This window comes from Synechococcus sp. MIT S1220 (assembly GCF_047303025.1).
In the GTDB taxonomy this organism is placed as follows: domain Bacteria; phylum Cyanobacteriota; class Cyanobacteriia; order PCC-6307; family Cyanobiaceae; genus Parasynechococcus.
In genome coordinates, this window is the sequence record NZ_CP138939.1 from 1,234,717 (window position 1) to 1,248,287 (window position 13,571).

The window sequence follows — 13,571 nt, forward strand, 5'->3', positions numbered from 1 at the left end:
CATTTCGCTGGGGCTTGAAGAATGATGTCTTGAACCCTGGGTGATCAGTTCAGCTCAGAGGGTGGAACAGAAGATCAGGGAAGAAACGATTCCACTCGATCATGATTCCTGCGGTGACAGTGAACCATATGGCTGCAACAACAGGTGCTGTGGTGAGGAACTTTTTCATGGTTTGGTAATGCGTGAAAACGGTCTGAGCGTGTAAAGGTCAGCGTGGAGAAACGGTGACTTTGTTATCGCTCTCAACCAGTTGGCCGCTGGTGAATTCACCGAATGCAGCAACTGGCCATGTTGCGGAGGCCATCAGACTTTTCAGAGCAATCGATGTATCAATCTGAATTTCATTCATCGCTGCATTTTTGCCACGGGTGGCTTTGAGGTATTCACGACCAGCCCAGCCAATGCAACCGTTGATGTACAGGAACATGATTCCGGGGAGAACGAAATCGCCTGCATGGCTCCAGCGGCCATCAACGATCAGGTGAGGTAGGCCATCGTCTCCGCAGGACGCTTTGCTGTACATCTCAAAACGGGCCTTGGCCTGGGGAGTGGCTGCAGCAGAGGCACGCTGCTGGAATCGCGCACTTTCAGAACAGGGGGTAAGGCCTGCCACATCCGCCTTTGCGACGGGGGCGAAGCCGAACACCAGGAGGGCCGAAAGCACAACGGCGAAAAGACGACGCATCGGATCAATTCCTGTTGATAGGTGCCCCGGGAGGGCAGGATGTCCACAGTTGGGACAGTAGGGGAGGCCCCTCACCAAGATGGCGTCGGTGCTTGCCCTCGAAACAAGTTGTGACGAGTCTGCAGCTGCCATCGTTCGCGAGAGGGGTGGAGTCTTTGATGTGCTGGCGTCGAGAATCGCCTCCCAGGTCGAGGAGCATGCCCGCTGGGGCGGCGTTGTCCCTGAAATCGCCTCACGGCGTCATGTTGAGGCCCTGCCAACTCTGATTTCTTCCGTCCTTGACGAAACCGGATTAACGATCGGGCAGCTCGATGCAGTGGCTGCAACGGTGACTCCAGGACTGGCCGGAGCGTTGATGGTGGCTTCCGTGACCGGCCGTTCACTGGCGGCCCTGCATCAGCGGCCATTCCTCGCTGTCCATCACCTTGAGGGTCATCTCGCCTCGGTTCGGTTGGTAGACGGCGCTCCTCCGCCTCCTTATTTAGTACTGCTCGTCAGCGGAGGCCACACCGAGCTGATCCACGCTGAAAGCTCTGGAGCGATGACCCGGTTGGGACGCAGTCATGACGATGCGGCCGGGGAAGCCTTTGACAAAGTCGCTCGACTCCTGGGCCTTGGCTATCCAGGCGGACCGGCAATTCAGAAGCTCGCCGCGGGCGGTGATCCATGTCGGTTCAACCTCCCAAAAGGGCGCATCTCAAAACGAGGCGGGGGGTTTCATCCCTACGACTTCTCGTTCAGCGGTCTCAAGACCGCCATGCTCAGGCTTGTCGAGAAGCTCAAAACAGATTCGGAACGCCTGCCTTTGGAGGATCTCGCTGCGAGCTTCGAGCAGGTTGTTGCCGAGGTTCTGGTGGAGCGAACGCTTCGCTGTGCCCTTGATTACTCGGTGTCCCACATTGTGTTGGTGGGAGGCGTCGCGGCGAACGCCCGATTGCGTCAGCTGATGCAGCAACAGGCCCAAAGCAATGGACTCACTGTCTCAATCGCGCCTTTGGAGTACTGCACAGACAATGCCGCGATGATCGGTGTTGCCGCGCTGCAGAAGCTGTCGATTGGCCAGCGGATTAGTTCTCTAGAAATTGGTGTGTCACCCCGTTGGCCGCTGGAACGCTGCAATGCCCTGTACGAAACAGCACCTCCGTTCTGAAATGATCTGTTTAAGGTGGCCAAGCTCTGCAGCAGTTTTTGAGCGATGGAGAATCAAACGCAACCACTGACGAACGTCCAGGCAGAACCGGTGGCAGCCGATGAGCTGAATTCCTGGCGGCGTGGTTTCACTCCACAGGCAGAGATCTGGAACGGACGTCTCGCCATGATCGGATTGTCATTCGGGCTTGCTGTTCTTCTGCTTGTGCGTGTCTTCTCAGGTGGTTGATCCACTGCGTTCGATGATCAACTCCGACCCCTCAGCGCTTGGGCCAGTTCGTTGGGTTTCAGGCTGACCGATACGGCAGCTTCGGCTTCAATCCGGCCTGCTTGAACAAGCTCAAGCAGCGACTGATTTGTCGTCACCATTCCATCGAAGCCACTGCGTTCCATGATTTCCTCCACTTCATCCAAAGCTCCTCGCTGGATGTAGTCCTTGCAGGCATCAGTATTGACCAGGATGTCGTGGAAAGCAGCACGTTTTCCATCCGTGGTTCGGATCAATCCTTGAGCGATTACCCCCAGCAGTGATTCTGATAGGGATCTGCGCACGCTGTCCTGCTCGTCTGGGGGAAACATGCCCAACACACGTTCAACAGTTTTGACAGCTGAATTTGTGTGAAGTGTCCCGAACACAAGATGACCTGTTTGGGCAGCTTCAAGTGCTGTTGCAAGCGTTTCCTGGTCGCGGATCTCGCCCACGAGAATCACATCGGGGTCCTCTCTCAGTGCGGCCCGCAGAGCGTTGTGGAATTTCAGCGTGTGCAAGCCCACTTCCCGATGCCGAATCAGGGACTTCCGGCTCTCATGTACAAACTCCACAGGATCCTCGATTGTGAGGATGTGCCTGGTTTCGTTGCGGTTGATCCAATCGATCATGGCCGCAAGAGTGGTGCTCTTTCCTGAACCGGTTGGTCCTGTGACCAGGATCAGCCCTTTGGGACGGGCCGCAAGCTCCCTGAGAACTGCAGGCAGCTTCAGCTGCTCCATCGTGAGGATGGTCTGAGGAATCAGTCGGAGAACCATTGCCGGTCCCCGCAGGGAATCGAGCAGGTTGATCCTGATCCGTACAAAGGGAAAAGCGTGGGATCCATCGAATTCCTTCTCTCGAAAAAAGGCGTCAATCTGTTGCGGTGACAGTATTTCTGAGAGCCAGCGCTGGAACACGCTGAGGTCGGTGATTGGCCAATCTGTGATCTGCATTTCGCCTCTGGCCCGATAGCGGGGACTCTCCCCAACGCCCAGGTGCACATCGGAGTGACCTTCCTCGTGGGCGATCTGAACAATCCGTTCAAGGCTGGGGCTGCCGTCCGCCGCTGGGACGGGTCGGCCCGGAGAGGGAGCGGGGGTTGGGGCCGTTGCGGCAGGGGGCCGCGGCGGGAAGCCTGGAGGGAAGACCGGTTGAGCCACGACAACAGCAGACCACTGCATTCAGGATGCCGAAAAACGCTCGTAGGATCCCGTTACCACAGCGATTGTCATGGCCGAATCGCCTCGCGTCACGATCGTTCTGGGTACCAGGCCGGAGGCGATCAAGCTGGCTCCGGTGATCCGCGTCTTTCAGGGGTTCTCTGGCTTGAACACCAGGGTTGTCCTGACTGGCCAGCATCGTGAGATGGTGACTCAGGTCATGGATCTTTTCGGTCTCAAGGCCGATCTGGATCTGAATCTGATGGCGCCATGTCAGACACTGACGCACGTCACCTGTGCAGCTCTGCAGGGTCTGCGTGACGATTTTCAGGCCTATCCGCCCCAGCTCGTGCTGGTGCAGGGCGACACCACGACGGCGTTTGCCGCAGGACTTGCCGCGTTTTACGAACAGATTCCCGTTGGCCATGTCGAAGCGGGTCTGCGAACGGACAACCTGCTCGATCCCTTCCCAGAAGAGGCCAACCGGCGACTGTTGTCTCAGATCGCCACGCTTCATTTTGCTCCCACCACTCAAGCGGAGAGCAACCTGAGGGCTTCAGGGGTTGTGGGGGAGATCGCCGTGACTGGAAACACGGTGATCGATGCTCTTCTTTTGATGGCGGAATCCGCTCCCAAACTATCTTTTGAGGGCCTCGACTGGGAGAAACAGCGAGTCATCCTGGCCACCGTGCACCGCCGTGAGAACTGGGGAGATCGCCTCAACGACATTGCGGCAGGAATCCTCAAGGTGTTGGATCGGCACTCCGATGCAGCACTCCTGCTCCCTCTGCATCGCAATCCCACAGTTCGCGAACCGTTGCAGGATTTGCTTGGCTCTCATCCGCGGGTGGTTCTGACTGAACCTCTGGATTACGACCGCCTGGTTGCGGCGATGAAGGGATGCACGTTGCTCTTGACCGATTCCGGAGGCCTTCAGGAAGAGGCACCTGCACTGGGCAAACCCGTTCTGGTTCTGCGCCGCACAACGGAACGCCCGGAAGCCGTTGAGGCTGGGACGGCAAGGCTTGTGGGAACGGATCCCAACGGTATCCAGAAGGAGGCTTCGCGATTGCTGGAGGATGCAGAGGCTTACGGAGCGATGTCCCGTGCTGTCAATCCCTTCGGCGACGGCCAGGCAAGCCAACGGATTCTCCAACTGTGCAGTAAGCGACTCGGTCTCTGATGTCAGTTTCAGTTCAGGGCGTCGGTACCGCTGGTGGCTGCGCCGTTGCCTGGATTCGGGTCGGGGGACGCTCCTGTTCATCGGGCTGAATCCCTCCGTGGCGGATGACCGTCGTGATGATCCGACCCTTCGCCGGCTCTGTGGATTTGCCCGTTCCTGGGGGTACGCCGAGCTGGTCGTTCTGAATTTGTTTGCCCGTGTCGCAACCGAGCCCACACTTCTAAAACGATTGGAGGATCCCGTCGGCGCTGCCAATGATCAGGTGTTGCTCGATTGGGGCAAGCGTTGGTCAGTGGATTCCGCAGTGGATCTTTGGTGCGGTTGGGGCAGTCGAGGGGGTTGTCTTGATCGCGACCGGACTGTTGCTGCGTTGTTGCAGCCTTGCTGGGTGCACCGGCAAAACGTTTTTGCGGCCGCCAGGGGACCACTCACGATTGGGGTGAACCGCAATGGGATGCCAAGGCACCCTCTCTACGCCTGTCGAGATCTGCAACTGAAGGCGTTCGTTTGGGCAGCAAATGGATCGATCCGCCATCCTGAGTGAACGCCTTGGCCTGTCGCTTCCGCCGATGCCTCGCACACCACGCCGCTACGCGGTGCATCTTCATCTCGTCGGCGGCCAGACCGAAAGGGTTCATTTCCCCAAGCTGGAGATGTTCCAGGAGTGGTATCAAGGCATCGTCAATGCCGAGGGCCAGGGGGGCTTTGTGAACGTCCCGATCAGTGATCTGGATGGCGAGTATCTCGTCGTCCGCCCGGAGGCAGTGGTCGCGGTGCGAGTGGAACCTCAGTTCTCCTCTGTCGATGACGCCTGAGCGGCTTGGCCTCCTTTGGGGCGTCACCGTTTTTGCGGGGGCGGCAGCCCGGCTTCTTGCTGCTGTGTCCGGATTGCCCGGGGTTGTCCTTTTGCTCCTTTCCGGCCTGCTAATCGGACGCTCTGGTCTTGGCCTTGTGGAGCCACTGGATCTCGGTCCTGGGCTCGGCACGGTTGTTGGCCTACTCGTCAGCCTGGTGCTGTTCGATGGTGGTCTGAACCTGCGGCTCCCAGGGGACACGATCAAAACAACCGTGCAACGGATCACCGTGCTCCGGTTGTTGATTTCGCTCGGGGCAGGATTGTTGGCTGCCCACTGGTTGGCTGGGCTGAATTGGTCGGTAGCGGCCGTTTACAGCGCGATCGTTCTGGCCACAGGTCCCACGGTTGTGACCCCCCTGGTTCGTCAGATGCGTCTGGCCCCACCGTTGGGTGATGTGCTGGAGGCGGAAGGCCTTGTCCTGGAGCCCATTGGTGCCGTGCTGGCCCTGTTGTTGTTGGAGTTGGTTCTGGGAAATCTCCATGGATGGAGGGAAGTGGCGCTTGGGTTGCTCTCAAGGTTGGGTGGAGGGGTCCTGATCGGGGTCAGCGTGGGTTGGCTTCTTTCCGAGGTGCTGAGCCGCCTGCAGCCTGATCAGGCTTCGGGTCTTCCGCTCCAGCTGAGTCTCGGCATGTTGTTTCTCATGTATGGAGTCAGCGAATGGCTGCTGCCGGAATCAGCTCTGCCCGCATCCGTCGCTGCAGGCCTCGTCGTTGGCAGGCGCCCAGCTGCTTACACCGCCGATCTGGATGTTCTGATTCAGGAGCTCGCGCAACTGGCAATCACGATGTTGTTTCCGTTGCTGGCGGCTGATGTGTCCTGGGCTGAACTGAGTCCGCTGGGTTGGGGCGGTGTGTCCTGTGTGCTGGTCTTGATGCTGCTGGTTCGGCCAGCGGCGGTGGGGGTGGCCACCACCGGCTTGCCGCTGGAATGGCGTCAGCGACTGTTTCTCGCTTGGCTTGCCCCGCGGGGCATCGTCACGGCCTCCGTGGCCTCGTTGTTTTCAATTCGACTCGAGCAGGCCGGCATTCTTGGTGCAGGAAGGCTGCAAGGCTTGGTGTTTCTGACGATCCTGATGACGGTTGGACTGCAGGGCCTCACGGCGCAGCCCCTCGCCAAGTCTCTCGGTTTGATTCAGACCGATGAACCTGAAGATTCAGCCAAGACAACGGCGGAGTCTGGGCAGGTCCTCGCCGATCTGAGCTAACAACGACCATGTGGTCAGTAAATCAGGCCCCTGCAGGCGCCCGAGCAACGCGGCTCGCAACGACTTCATGAGCACGCCTTTTTTCACACCGGCAGCTTTGGCAGCATCACCAAGCAGGGACTGGGCTCGTTCTTTGTCCTTGCCATCCCAGGATTGTGCCTGAAGTGCATCACTGAGGTGGCTTAAGGCTGTTTTGGCACCTTCCATGGCCAGCTGTTGCTCAGCGTCGGCCTCGAGGGGTGGCTGCTCAAAGAAGGGGCGAGCTTGGTCAACCCCATCGTTGAGGAGCGTGAGAGACGGTCCCAGCAGGCTTGTCAGTTCGAGCATCCAGTCACGCTCGGCTTGGATTGGCCAACCCTGTGCTGCCCAGAGAGGACACAGCTGCTCAAGCAGTGCATCGCCACTGAGCGAATGCAGCACCTGGGCATTGAGCCAATTGAGTTTGTCCCAGTCGAAACGGGCTCCGGCTTTATTGACGCGCTCAAAACTGAACACCCCAGCAGCCTGGTTCAGGTTGAAGCGTTCATCCATTCCATCGGGTACCGACCAGCCGAGCAGGGTCATGTAGTTGGCAATCGCTTCTGGGGTGTACCCCATGTTTTTGAAATCGCTGATGGATGTGACTCCGTCACGCTTGGACAGCTTGCGCCCTTCGGCGTTGAGGATCAGCGGAGCATGAGCGAAGGTTGGGACTGGCAATCCGAGGGCCTCGTAAAGCAGCAGTTGCTTGGCTGTATTGGCGATGTGGTCCTCGCCTCGGATCACATGGCTGATGGCCATGGCAGCGTCATCCACAACCACCACAAGGTTGTACAGCGGGTCTCCGATCTGATCAGCTGGGGCGCGCCGCGCAATCACCATGTCGCCGCCGAGGTCTGCACCACGCCAGTGCATCGGCCCACGCACCAAGTCGCGCCAGTGGATGTCGCGGTTGTCGTCAATGCGGAACCGCACCACAGCCTCACGGCCTTCGGCTTGATAGGCCGCCACCTGCTGCGCAGTCAGATTGCGATGACGGTTGTCATACCGAGGTGCTTGGTTTGCAGCTTTCTGCGCCTCGCGCATGGCCTCCAATTCAGCCTCGCTGGCGTAGCAGCGGTAAGCCAAGCCTTGATCGAGGAGCTCTTGGATTGCTGCCTGGTGCTGATCGATGCGTTCGCTCTGCACGACGGGATCTTCGTCCCAGTCAATTCCGAGCCAGGTGAGCCCCTCAAGGATGTTGGTAGTGAATTCCGGCTTAGAGCGTTCTTTGTCGGTGTCTTCAATGCGCAGCAGAAAAGAACCCTGCTCGTGGCGTGCATAAAGCCAGTTAAAAACGGCCGTGCGCGCGGTACCGATGTGAAGCGTACCGGTGGGACTGGGTGCCAAACGAACCCGCACCATGCCTTTCGATCAGATGATGAAGACGGGACCGACGGGGCTCGAACCCGCAACTTCCGCCGTGACAGGGCGGTGCTCTAACCAATTGAACTACGGTCCCAGATCGGATGGAGAACCTTTGGGTCGCGCCCTCAGGGATCTGATCTGCATCGCTTGCGCGACCCAGCAAGTATCAACTGCCGCCCTGCCCTCCGTCAACATTCTGACAACCAGTGTTGTGGGATCGGGCTCAACAAAAAGGTTGAAAGCGTTGGTAGCGCTTGGGTGTTGAGAGCTGAATTGCTTTAGTTACCACTGTTGGCGTTTGAATTTCGAAATCAACAGCAAAAAATCCCGGTGGTCGAACCACCGGGATTGGTGAAGAGATTCAACACGCTCTTGTAGAGCTGAAATCAGCCCGGCTTAGGGACGGAAGCCAGCGGGCTCAATGAGGCGAACTTGATTGCCGCGGGCGGTGAATTCCCGACCCTGATCGCTTTGAACGACCACGCGACCGCCAGATTTGACGCGGATGACTCTTGCCCTGACCCAGCCGAGGGCGGCTGACTCGAGGACCTTGACGACATCACCAGGTTGAAGATCCAACTCCATGCTCAGAACCGGGAAACTGCACGAGGGGTCATCGGACGCGCCGTGGAGGACTTGAACCCCCGACATCAGGTTTTGGAGACCTGCGTTCTACCAACTGAACTAACGGCGCAAGGCGATGAACCCCTCAACCATCACCAGGATGGTGATGGCAACTGGATTGAACGAGGCCGAAACCTCAGCGATCGAAGCGCTGCTTCACGCGGGTGGCCTTGCCCACCCGTTCCCGCAGATAAAAAAGCTTCGCCCTTCGTACTTTACCTCGCCGTTCCACTTTGATCGAGGCCACCTGTGGGCTGTGCAGCATGAAAACCCTTTCCACGCCAATGCCCTGGAAGATCCGACGAACCGTGATCGTTTCGTTCAGGCCGCCATGACGTTTGGAAATCACGACACCTTCATAGGGCTGGACGCGTTCCTTATTGCCCTCGCTGATCCTCACGCCAACACGAACGGTGTCTCCGACATAGATCTCAGGGAGCTCACTCTTCAGTTGGGCCTGCTCGAATCCCTTGATCAGCTCTTCAGCGCTCAGCTTGCGGGATGCGGTGGCTGTCGCGGTCGTGTTGACCGTTGCATTGGCGGCCGCCTCGGTGGCGCCATCCGGGTTTTCTTCCGTCACAGTCGTGTCCTTGGGGTCGGCTGCCATCCCAGCTCCGCGTTGTATCGCCAAACAATCAGTGTACCCGGCGGCGCCAGCGCTGAATCAGCAAAGCACCCCCACTGATCAACATCCAGAGCAGACCCAAAGCATTCAGAAGGACCACCACAGGTTCCAGGTTCGCCCCGAGCCATTCCCCTTCGTGGACCACCATCATCCAGTGCACCTGATCTCGACTGAACCCCAACCAATCCCTGGCTAGTCGGTAGCTCACGCCGCTGAGCACCGTGATCAGAAGCGGGAGCAGAACAAGGGGAGCCACGCGTCGATGCAGCTCGCGAACCTGCACAAACCAGGCCATGGGCTACTTATCCGAGGATGATCTTGATAGCGTGACGGATATTGAGGTGGTTGATGAATTTATTTGCTGACTTGCTGGCTACCACGCAATCTTCACGTGTCACCGCCACGGGGCCTCGGATTCAGAAACGGCGTGGAGTTGAAATCAAATCGGCCCGCGAAGTCAAAATTATGCGCAAGGCCAGCGCGATCGTCGCCACGGTGCTGCGCGAGGTGATGGCCATGGTCGAACCCGGCCAGACGACGGGAGATCTCGACGCTTTTGCGGAAAGCCGAATTCGCGAGATGGGTGCTGTACCCAGTTTCAAGGGTTATCACGGCTTCCCTGCGAGCATCTGCGCCAGCATCAACAACGAAGTGGTGCATGGAATTCCCAGCAAGAAACGGGTGATCCGTAAGGGCGATCTGCTGAAGGTGGATACCGGTGCCTACTTCGAGGGCTATCACGGTGACAGTTGCGTCAGCATCTGCGTCGGGGATGTGAGCGAGGAGGCTCAGACCCTCAGCCGAGTGGCAAGGGAAGCACTGATGGCCGGCCTCGGGCAAGTGAAAGCGGGCAACACGCTTCTGGACATTGCCGGAGCCGTTGAGGATCACGTCAGAGCCAATGGGTTCAGCGTGGTGGAGGATTACACGGGTCATGGTGTCGGTCGCAACCTGCACGAGGAGCCATCAGTCTTCAATTTTCGGACGGATGAACTCCCCAACGTGACCCTCAGACCGGGCATGACCTTGGCGATTGAGCCGATCCTCAATGCCGGGAGCAAGGTGTGCCGCACGCTCAAAGACCGTTGGACGGTGGTGACGCAAGACGGCTCCCTGTCCGCTCAGTGGGAGCACACGGTTCTTGTCACCAGCGATGGCTGTGACATTCTCACCGATCGCGGCGACTGAGCATCGCGCTGTAGAGCCGACGCGCAAGTTCATGCATCGGCATCAACAGATAGGTGAGCGGATTCGGGGTAACAATGATCAGATTCAGGTCAAGGCCGGCTTGAAAAATCACCTGCTGGGCGACAAATCCCGCCGTCATCAGTCCGATCGGATTGAGGTCTGAACGGAATGGGCCCAGCACAAGCTTTCGAATTCTCAGCCTTTCCCGCTCAACTGCGCCGCGCTGGGTTCCGCGCAGGCTGATCAATTGCCCGATCAGTCGTTTGCTTAGTTCATAAACGGGGCTAAGCGCTGGCTGAATCTCAGCTTCCGATGTGTTCACCCAAACCTCGCTCGGCTGTTCAGCACCACGCCTGGTGGCAATGCTTTCGAACAGCCGAAGCAGACGCCAGCTGCTGAGGGCGTTGATTTCCAAGGCTCGATCCACAGTGTCCGGATCCAGGTCCCCCTGGGGATTGATGCCGTGGTTGATCACAAGAATGTCCAGCTCGGTCAGCGTTGCCTCGAGCTGCTCTTCATGGCCGCAGTGCCAGACAATCCACTGGTTCGGGCCGTTGTCCGTCAGGGAAGGAGGAGGGCTGTGGGTCAGGCCGATCACCTCGGCCCCCCTTTGACGTAACACGCGGCAAAGCGCTCCCCCGAGAGCGCCTCGGGCCCCTGTGATGCCAATGCGCTGGCCCGACCATCGGCCGCCTTCAGGTGTGAGGTGTGCCATCCGTTCAGCTTCGGGCATCCTTGGTGTCAGCCGGGTGCCGATGGTGCCACCCTTCAACGATCCTGCTCTTCGGGCCTTGTTTGCGCCCTATTGCGGTGGACTGGCCCGTGAGCGTGAACTTGAGGTCGCCTTGGAGCGGTTGACTGCGCTTGCGTTTCAAGGCCTTCGTCCCGTTGCAGGGGCGAATGGTCACCGCTATCTGCTCCGCTGGGACTCGGTACGAGCCCCCATGGAACGCACAAGCTGCGGTCTGGAGTTTCCCGAGAAGCCTGAGCTGCACTACCGCTTCGAGCTCGTCACGCATCAGCTGGTGACCTGGCTGATGGATTGCACAGAGCCTGATGGTCAGGGTCTTGATTTGCCTGATGCCTTCTGGCAGTGGCTTCTGGTCGACTCAGATTCTGATGAGATGGGTGATGAGACGCCTTCCGGCCCCTAGATTCCCTCACCAGGAACGACTGAGCCGCTCTCCATGGGAACGACCCTTCTGATCGGATCCTGTGAGCCCTTCAGCGGTAAATCCGCTCTCGTGCTGGGGATCGCCCAGAAATTGATCCAGTCGGGTTTGCCCTTTCGCTTCGGGAAGCCACTCGCCACAAGCCTCGACTGGGATCCCAATAAAGGGCCTCTGCCTCAGCCTCTGATCGACGACGACGTGCGTTTCGTCGGTGAAACCCTCGGGATGGACTCCACGCGTCTGATTCCCTCACTGCATCTGTTGTCACCGACGACGGCAACGCTTCGGTTGGGTCAGGGGCAGCTCGATCCAGGTGAGGGTTTCGAGGTTTTGAAGCATCAGGTCGCTGCCGCTGACGGCCTCACCTTGCTCGAGTGTGCGGGAAGCCTTCAGGAAGGTCTGCTTTACGGGCTCAGCCTGCCCCAACTGGCCGCTGGGCTGGATGCCCAGGTGGTGCTGGTGCATCTCTGGCAGGACAGCCGCAGCGTTGATGCGCTCCTCTCCGCCAGGGAGATCCTCGGCGACAGGCTTGTGGGGGTCGTGCTGAACGCCGTAACCCCCGACGAGGTTGAAAGTCTGGAGCGTCAGGTGGTGCCATCACTGGAGAACTTGGGACTGTCCGTTTTCGGTGTGATGCCGCGTTCACCCCTCCTGCGCAGCGTCACCGTGGGTGAACTGGTACGACGGCTCAATGCACGGGTGATCTGTTGTCCCGAGAGGGAAGAGCTGCTGGTGGAGACCCTCAGCATCGGAGCAATGAATGTCAATTCCGCCATGGAGTTCTTCCGCAAACGCCGCAACATGGCCGTTGTGACCGGTGCAGATCGCACGGATATTCAGCTGGCGGCACTGGAAGCGTCCACGCAATGCCTGATTCTCACCGGCGCAGGAGAACCGCTCCCTCAACTGATTAGCCGGGCCGAAGAGCTCGATGTCCCTCTGTTGAAAGTGGACCATGACACCTTGGCCACAGTGGAAGTCATCGAACAGGCCTTTGGCCATGTGCGCCTGCATGAGGCGGTGAAGGCCACCTATGCCTTCCGGCTTGTGGAGGAGCACTGTCGGATCGACCGTCTGTTTGAAGCACTGCACCTGCCGGTCCAGGCCTGATGTTCACTGCTAGCTTCCGATGAGGGCCGGACGGTTGTCCTTGGGTCAGTCTTTGGATCTACCAGCTCTTGATCGAGTCGATACTCTTGCCCAGGAGCTCGCGCTTCTGCAGGACAAGGGTCAGCGACGGATCGCGATTCTCGGTAGCCGTCATGTACCCGTCGTCGCGATTCATCTGATCGAGCTGGTGGCTCGTTCCCTGGTGCAGGAAGGCCATTCCATCGTTACCTCGGGCTCGCAGGGCGTGAATGCCGCGGTGATCCGCGGGGTGCTTGAGGTGGACCCCTCCAAGCTCACGGTGTTGCTTCCTCAGAGCCTCGATCGTCAGCCGAGCGAGATCAGAGACCTGCTTGAGAGGGTGCTTCACCTGATCGATAAACCTGAACAAGATGATCTGCCATTGCCGATGGCGAGCAGCCTTTGCAATCAGGAGATCATCAATCGCTGCGATCAACTGATTTGCCTGGTGTTTCACGACAGTGAAACGTTGCTGGCGAGTGCGCGAACAGCGGAAGATATGGGCAAGGTGGTGAGTTTGCTCTACTTCGACTGAGGCAACACCTGCAAGTGGGTTCCGTCCCGCCCCATCACGAGCACCTCTGCATCCCGATCGAGGCTGATCTCCGGATCGAGTGAGATCGCCGCCCAGCTCTGCCCATGCCAGCGCACGCGGCCTGATCCACCCGCTGGAATCGCCTTGATCACGCGGGCCTGATCTTCCTGAAGGTGCTGGCCGGAGATGGCGGGATGACGGTGTGCTCCCCAGCGGCTGATTCCTGCCGCACCCAGCAGCGTCAGCCCCACGAACAGACTGATCTGGAGCAGCGGCGGCAGGCTGACCAGGGCGGTCAGCACGGAGAGCACCAGTCCGGCGAAGGCGGCGAGCATCAGTCCGTCGAAGCTGATGCTGCTGAATTCCATGGCGAGAAGCAGCATGGCAATCACGAGCCAGATCAGGGATATCCAGGTCATGGTTCG

Annotated in this window: 19 protein-coding genes and 2 tRNA genes; 10 read left to right on the forward strand and 11 right to left on the reverse strand. The window is 58.9% G+C overall.

Going from position 1 to position 13,571, the window contains the following annotated elements; genetic code table 11:
• Positions 1 to 49: 49 nt before the first annotated feature.
• Together psaJ and SIB64_RS06065 are read right to left on the reverse strand one after the other, a co-directional pair.
• On the reverse strand, positions 50 to 169 hold the full coding sequence (gene psaJ, locus SIB64_RS06060; RefSeq protein ID WP_413442364.1) for a photosystem I reaction center subunit IX: 120 nt from the start codon (positions 167 to 169) through the stop codon (positions 50 to 52).
• A gap of 39 nt (positions 170 to 208) precedes the next feature.
• A complete protein-coding gene (locus SIB64_RS06065) occupies positions 209 to 685 on the reverse strand; it encodes a Photosystem I reaction center subunit III (RefSeq protein WP_413442365.1) in 477 nt (158 codons plus the stop codon).
• Positions 686 to 764: 79 nt separating this feature from the next.
• On the opposite strand from SIB64_RS06065, the gene tsaD reads away from it, so the two are divergent.
• Together tsaD and SIB64_RS06075 are read left to right on the forward strand one after the other, a co-directional pair.
• On the forward strand, positions 765 to 1,835 hold the full coding sequence (gene tsaD / locus SIB64_RS06070) for a tRNA (adenosine(37)-N6)-threonylcarbamoyltransferase complex transferase subunit TsaD (protein WP_413442366.1): 1,071 nt from the start codon (positions 765 to 767) through the stop codon (positions 1,833 to 1,835).
• Between the two features lie 45 nt (positions 1,836 to 1,880).
• Positions 1,881 to 2,063 (forward strand): high light inducible protein, encoded by a 183-nt coding sequence (locus tag SIB64_RS06075; protein WP_413442367.1) that lies wholly within the window; start codon positions 1,881 to 1,883, stop codon positions 2,061 to 2,063.
• Positions 2,064 to 2,080: 17 nt separating this feature from the next.
• Here the strand turns inward: SIB64_RS06075 and SIB64_RS06080 are convergent, their stop codons facing one another.
• Positions 2,081 to 3,265 carry a type IV pilus twitching motility protein PilT gene (locus tag SIB64_RS06080; RefSeq protein WP_413442368.1) on the reverse strand — a complete coding sequence of 395 codons (1,185 nt, stop codon included), beginning with the start codon at positions 3,263 to 3,265 and terminating at the stop codon, positions 2,081 to 2,083.
• A 49-nt stretch (positions 3,266 to 3,314) separates the two neighbouring features.
• Here SIB64_RS06080 and wecB point away from each other — a divergent pair, with 49 nt between their 5' ends.
• From wecB to SIB64_RS06100, 4 genes are read left to right on the forward strand one after another with little or no spacing between them, the layout of a single operon-like run.
• Positions 3,315 to 4,427, forward strand: a complete 1,113-nt coding sequence (wecB, locus tag SIB64_RS06085; RefSeq protein ID WP_413442369.1) for a non-hydrolyzing UDP-N-acetylglucosamine 2-epimerase — start codon at positions 3,315 to 3,317, stop codon at positions 4,425 to 4,427.
• A complete protein-coding gene (locus tag SIB64_RS06090; protein ID WP_413442370.1) occupies positions 4,351 to 4,971 on the forward strand; it encodes a DUF1643 domain-containing protein in 621 nt (206 codons plus the stop codon). Before wecB ends, SIB64_RS06090 begins: the two co-directional genes overlap by 77 nt.
• A gap of 25 nt (positions 4,972 to 4,996) precedes the next feature.
• Entirely contained in the window at positions 4,997 to 5,242 is a 246-nt protein-coding gene (locus tag SIB64_RS06095; RefSeq protein WP_413442906.1) for a hypothetical protein, read from the forward strand.
• Positions 5,232 to 6,488 carry a cation:proton antiporter gene (locus SIB64_RS06100; RefSeq protein WP_413442371.1) on the forward strand — a complete coding sequence of 419 codons (1,257 nt, stop codon included), beginning with the start codon at positions 5,232 to 5,234 and terminating at the stop codon, positions 6,486 to 6,488. Before SIB64_RS06095 ends, SIB64_RS06100 begins: the two co-directional genes overlap by 11 nt.
• Here SIB64_RS06100 and gltX read toward each other — a convergent pair.
• The 6 genes from gltX to SIB64_RS06130 form a co-directional block, all read right to left on the reverse strand.
• Complete coding sequence (gene gltX / locus SIB64_RS06105; protein WP_413442372.1) at positions 6,438 to 7,871, reverse strand: glutamate--tRNA ligase; 1,434 nt, start codon at positions 7,869 to 7,871, stop codon at positions 6,438 to 6,440. The two genes, SIB64_RS06100 and gltX, sit on opposite strands and share 51 nt — an antisense overlap.
• Before the next feature lie 23 nt (positions 7,872 to 7,894).
• A tRNA-Asp gene (locus SIB64_RS06110) sits at positions 7,895 to 7,968 on the reverse strand.
• Positions 7,969 to 8,270: 302 nt separating this feature from the next.
• Positions 8,271 to 8,459: a hyperconserved protein Hcp gene (locus SIB64_RS06115; protein WP_006043540.1), complete on the reverse strand. Its 189-nt coding sequence runs from the start codon at positions 8,457 to 8,459 to the stop codon at positions 8,271 to 8,273.
• Positions 8,460 to 8,495: 36 nt separating this feature from the next.
• Positions 8,496 to 8,568: transfer RNA gene (locus tag SIB64_RS06120), tRNA-Trp, on the reverse strand.
• A gap of 66 nt (positions 8,569 to 8,634) precedes the next feature.
• Positions 8,635 to 9,105 carry a 50S ribosomal protein L19 gene (rplS, locus tag SIB64_RS06125; RefSeq protein ID WP_413442373.1) on the reverse strand — a complete coding sequence of 157 codons (471 nt, stop codon included), beginning with the start codon at positions 9,103 to 9,105 and terminating at the stop codon, positions 8,635 to 8,637.
• 28 nt (positions 9,106 to 9,133) lie between these two features.
• The gene (locus SIB64_RS06130) at positions 9,134 to 9,418 is read right to left on the reverse strand and encodes a PepSY domain-containing protein (RefSeq protein WP_413442374.1); all 285 of its coding nucleotides are present in this window, start codon (positions 9,416 to 9,418) and stop codon (positions 9,134 to 9,136) included.
• 53 nt (positions 9,419 to 9,471) lie between these two features.
• Here SIB64_RS06130 and map point away from each other — a divergent pair, with 53 nt between their 5' ends.
• The gene (map, locus tag SIB64_RS06135; protein WP_413442375.1) at positions 9,472 to 10,311 is read left to right on the forward strand and encodes a type I methionyl aminopeptidase; all 840 of its coding nucleotides are present in this window, start codon (positions 9,472 to 9,474) and stop codon (positions 10,309 to 10,311) included.
• On the opposite strand, the gene SIB64_RS06140 is transcribed toward map, so the two are convergent.
• Positions 10,292 to 11,044, reverse strand: a complete 753-nt coding sequence (locus SIB64_RS06140; protein ID WP_413442907.1) for an SDR family oxidoreductase — start codon at positions 11,042 to 11,044, stop codon at positions 10,292 to 10,294. The two genes, map and SIB64_RS06140, sit on opposite strands and share 20 nt — an antisense overlap.
• Before the next feature lie 22 nt (positions 11,045 to 11,066).
• Here SIB64_RS06140 and ebsA point away from each other — a divergent pair, with 22 nt between their 5' ends.
• From ebsA to SIB64_RS06155, 3 genes are read left to right on the forward strand one after another with little or no spacing between them, the layout of a single operon-like run.
• Positions 11,067 to 11,465, forward strand: coding sequence for a type IV pilus biogenesis protein EbsA (ebsA, locus tag SIB64_RS06145; RefSeq protein WP_413442376.1), 399 nt, complete (start codon positions 11,067 to 11,069; stop codon positions 11,463 to 11,465).
• A gap of 33 nt (positions 11,466 to 11,498) precedes the next feature.
• Entirely contained in the window at positions 11,499 to 12,593 is a 1,095-nt protein-coding gene (locus tag SIB64_RS06150) for a phosphotransacetylase family protein (RefSeq protein WP_413442377.1), read from the forward strand.
• 19 nt (positions 12,594 to 12,612) lie between these two features.
• Positions 12,613 to 13,146: a DNA recombination-mediator protein A gene (locus SIB64_RS06155; protein WP_413442378.1), complete on the forward strand. Its 534-nt coding sequence runs from the start codon at positions 12,613 to 12,615 to the stop codon at positions 13,144 to 13,146.
• Here the strand turns inward: SIB64_RS06155 and SIB64_RS06160 are convergent.
• Positions 13,134 to 13,565 carry an NfeD family protein gene (locus SIB64_RS06160; RefSeq protein WP_413442379.1) on the reverse strand — a complete coding sequence of 144 codons (432 nt, stop codon included), beginning with the start codon at positions 13,563 to 13,565 and terminating at the stop codon, positions 13,134 to 13,136. The two genes, SIB64_RS06155 and SIB64_RS06160, sit on opposite strands and share 13 nt — an antisense overlap.
• Positions 13,566 to 13,571: the final 6 nt, after the last annotated feature.

Excerpts from the sequence above, each read along its gene's own strand:
- psaJ (WP_413442364.1), bottom strand. The coding sequence starts at position 169 with ATGAAAAAGTTCCTCACCACAGCACCTGTTGTTGCAGCCATATGGTTC.
- SIB64_RS06065 (WP_413442365.1), bottom strand. The coding sequence starts at position 685 with ATGCGTCGTCTTTTCGCCGTTGTGCTTTCGGCCCTCCTGGTGTTCGGC.
- tsaD (WP_413442366.1), top strand. The coding sequence starts at position 765 with ATGGCGTCGGTGCTTGCCCTCGAAACAAGTTGTGACGAGTCTGCAGCT.
- SIB64_RS06075 (WP_413442367.1), top strand. The coding sequence starts at position 1,881 with ATGGAGAATCAAACGCAACCACTGACGAACGTCCAGGCAGAACCGGTG.
- SIB64_RS06080 (WP_413442368.1), bottom strand. The coding sequence starts at position 3,265 with ATGCAGTGGTCTGCTGTTGTCGTGGCTCAACCGGTCTTCCCTCCAGGC.
- wecB (WP_413442369.1), top strand. The coding sequence starts at position 3,315 with ATGGCCGAATCGCCTCGCGTCACGATCGTTCTGGGTACCAGGCCGGAG.
- SIB64_RS06095 (WP_413442906.1), top strand. The coding sequence starts at position 4,997 with ATGCCTCGCACACCACGCCGCTACGCGGTGCATCTTCATCTCGTCGGC.
- SIB64_RS06100 (WP_413442371.1), top strand. The coding sequence starts at position 5,232 with ATGACGCCTGAGCGGCTTGGCCTCCTTTGGGGCGTCACCGTTTTTGCG.
- gltX (WP_413442372.1), bottom strand. The coding sequence starts at position 7,871 with ATGGTGCGGGTTCGTTTGGCACCCAGTCCCACCGGTACGCTTCACATC.
- SIB64_RS06115 (WP_006043540.1), bottom strand. The coding sequence starts at position 8,459 with ATGGAGTTGGATCTTCAACCTGGTGATGTCGTCAAGGTCCTCGAGTCA.
- rplS (WP_413442373.1), bottom strand. The coding sequence starts at position 9,105 with ATGGCAGCCGACCCCAAGGACACGACTGTGACGGAAGAAAACCCGGAT.
- SIB64_RS06130 (WP_413442374.1), bottom strand. The coding sequence starts at position 9,418 with ATGGCCTGGTTTGTGCAGGTTCGCGAGCTGCATCGACGCGTGGCTCCC.
- map (WP_413442375.1), top strand. The coding sequence starts at position 9,472 with ATGAATTTATTTGCTGACTTGCTGGCTACCACGCAATCTTCACGTGTC.
- SIB64_RS06140 (WP_413442907.1), bottom strand. The coding sequence starts at position 11,044 with ATGCCCGAAGCTGAACGGATGGCACACCTCACACCTGAAGGCGGCCGA.
- ebsA (WP_413442376.1), top strand. The coding sequence starts at position 11,067 with ATGGTGCCACCCTTCAACGATCCTGCTCTTCGGGCCTTGTTTGCGCCC.
- SIB64_RS06150 (WP_413442377.1), top strand. The coding sequence starts at position 11,499 with ATGGGAACGACCCTTCTGATCGGATCCTGTGAGCCCTTCAGCGGTAAA.
- SIB64_RS06155 (WP_413442378.1), top strand. The coding sequence starts at position 12,613 with ATGAGGGCCGGACGGTTGTCCTTGGGTCAGTCTTTGGATCTACCAGCT.
- SIB64_RS06160 (WP_413442379.1), bottom strand. The coding sequence starts at position 13,565 with ATGACCTGGATATCCCTGATCTGGCTCGTGATTGCCATGCTGCTTCTC.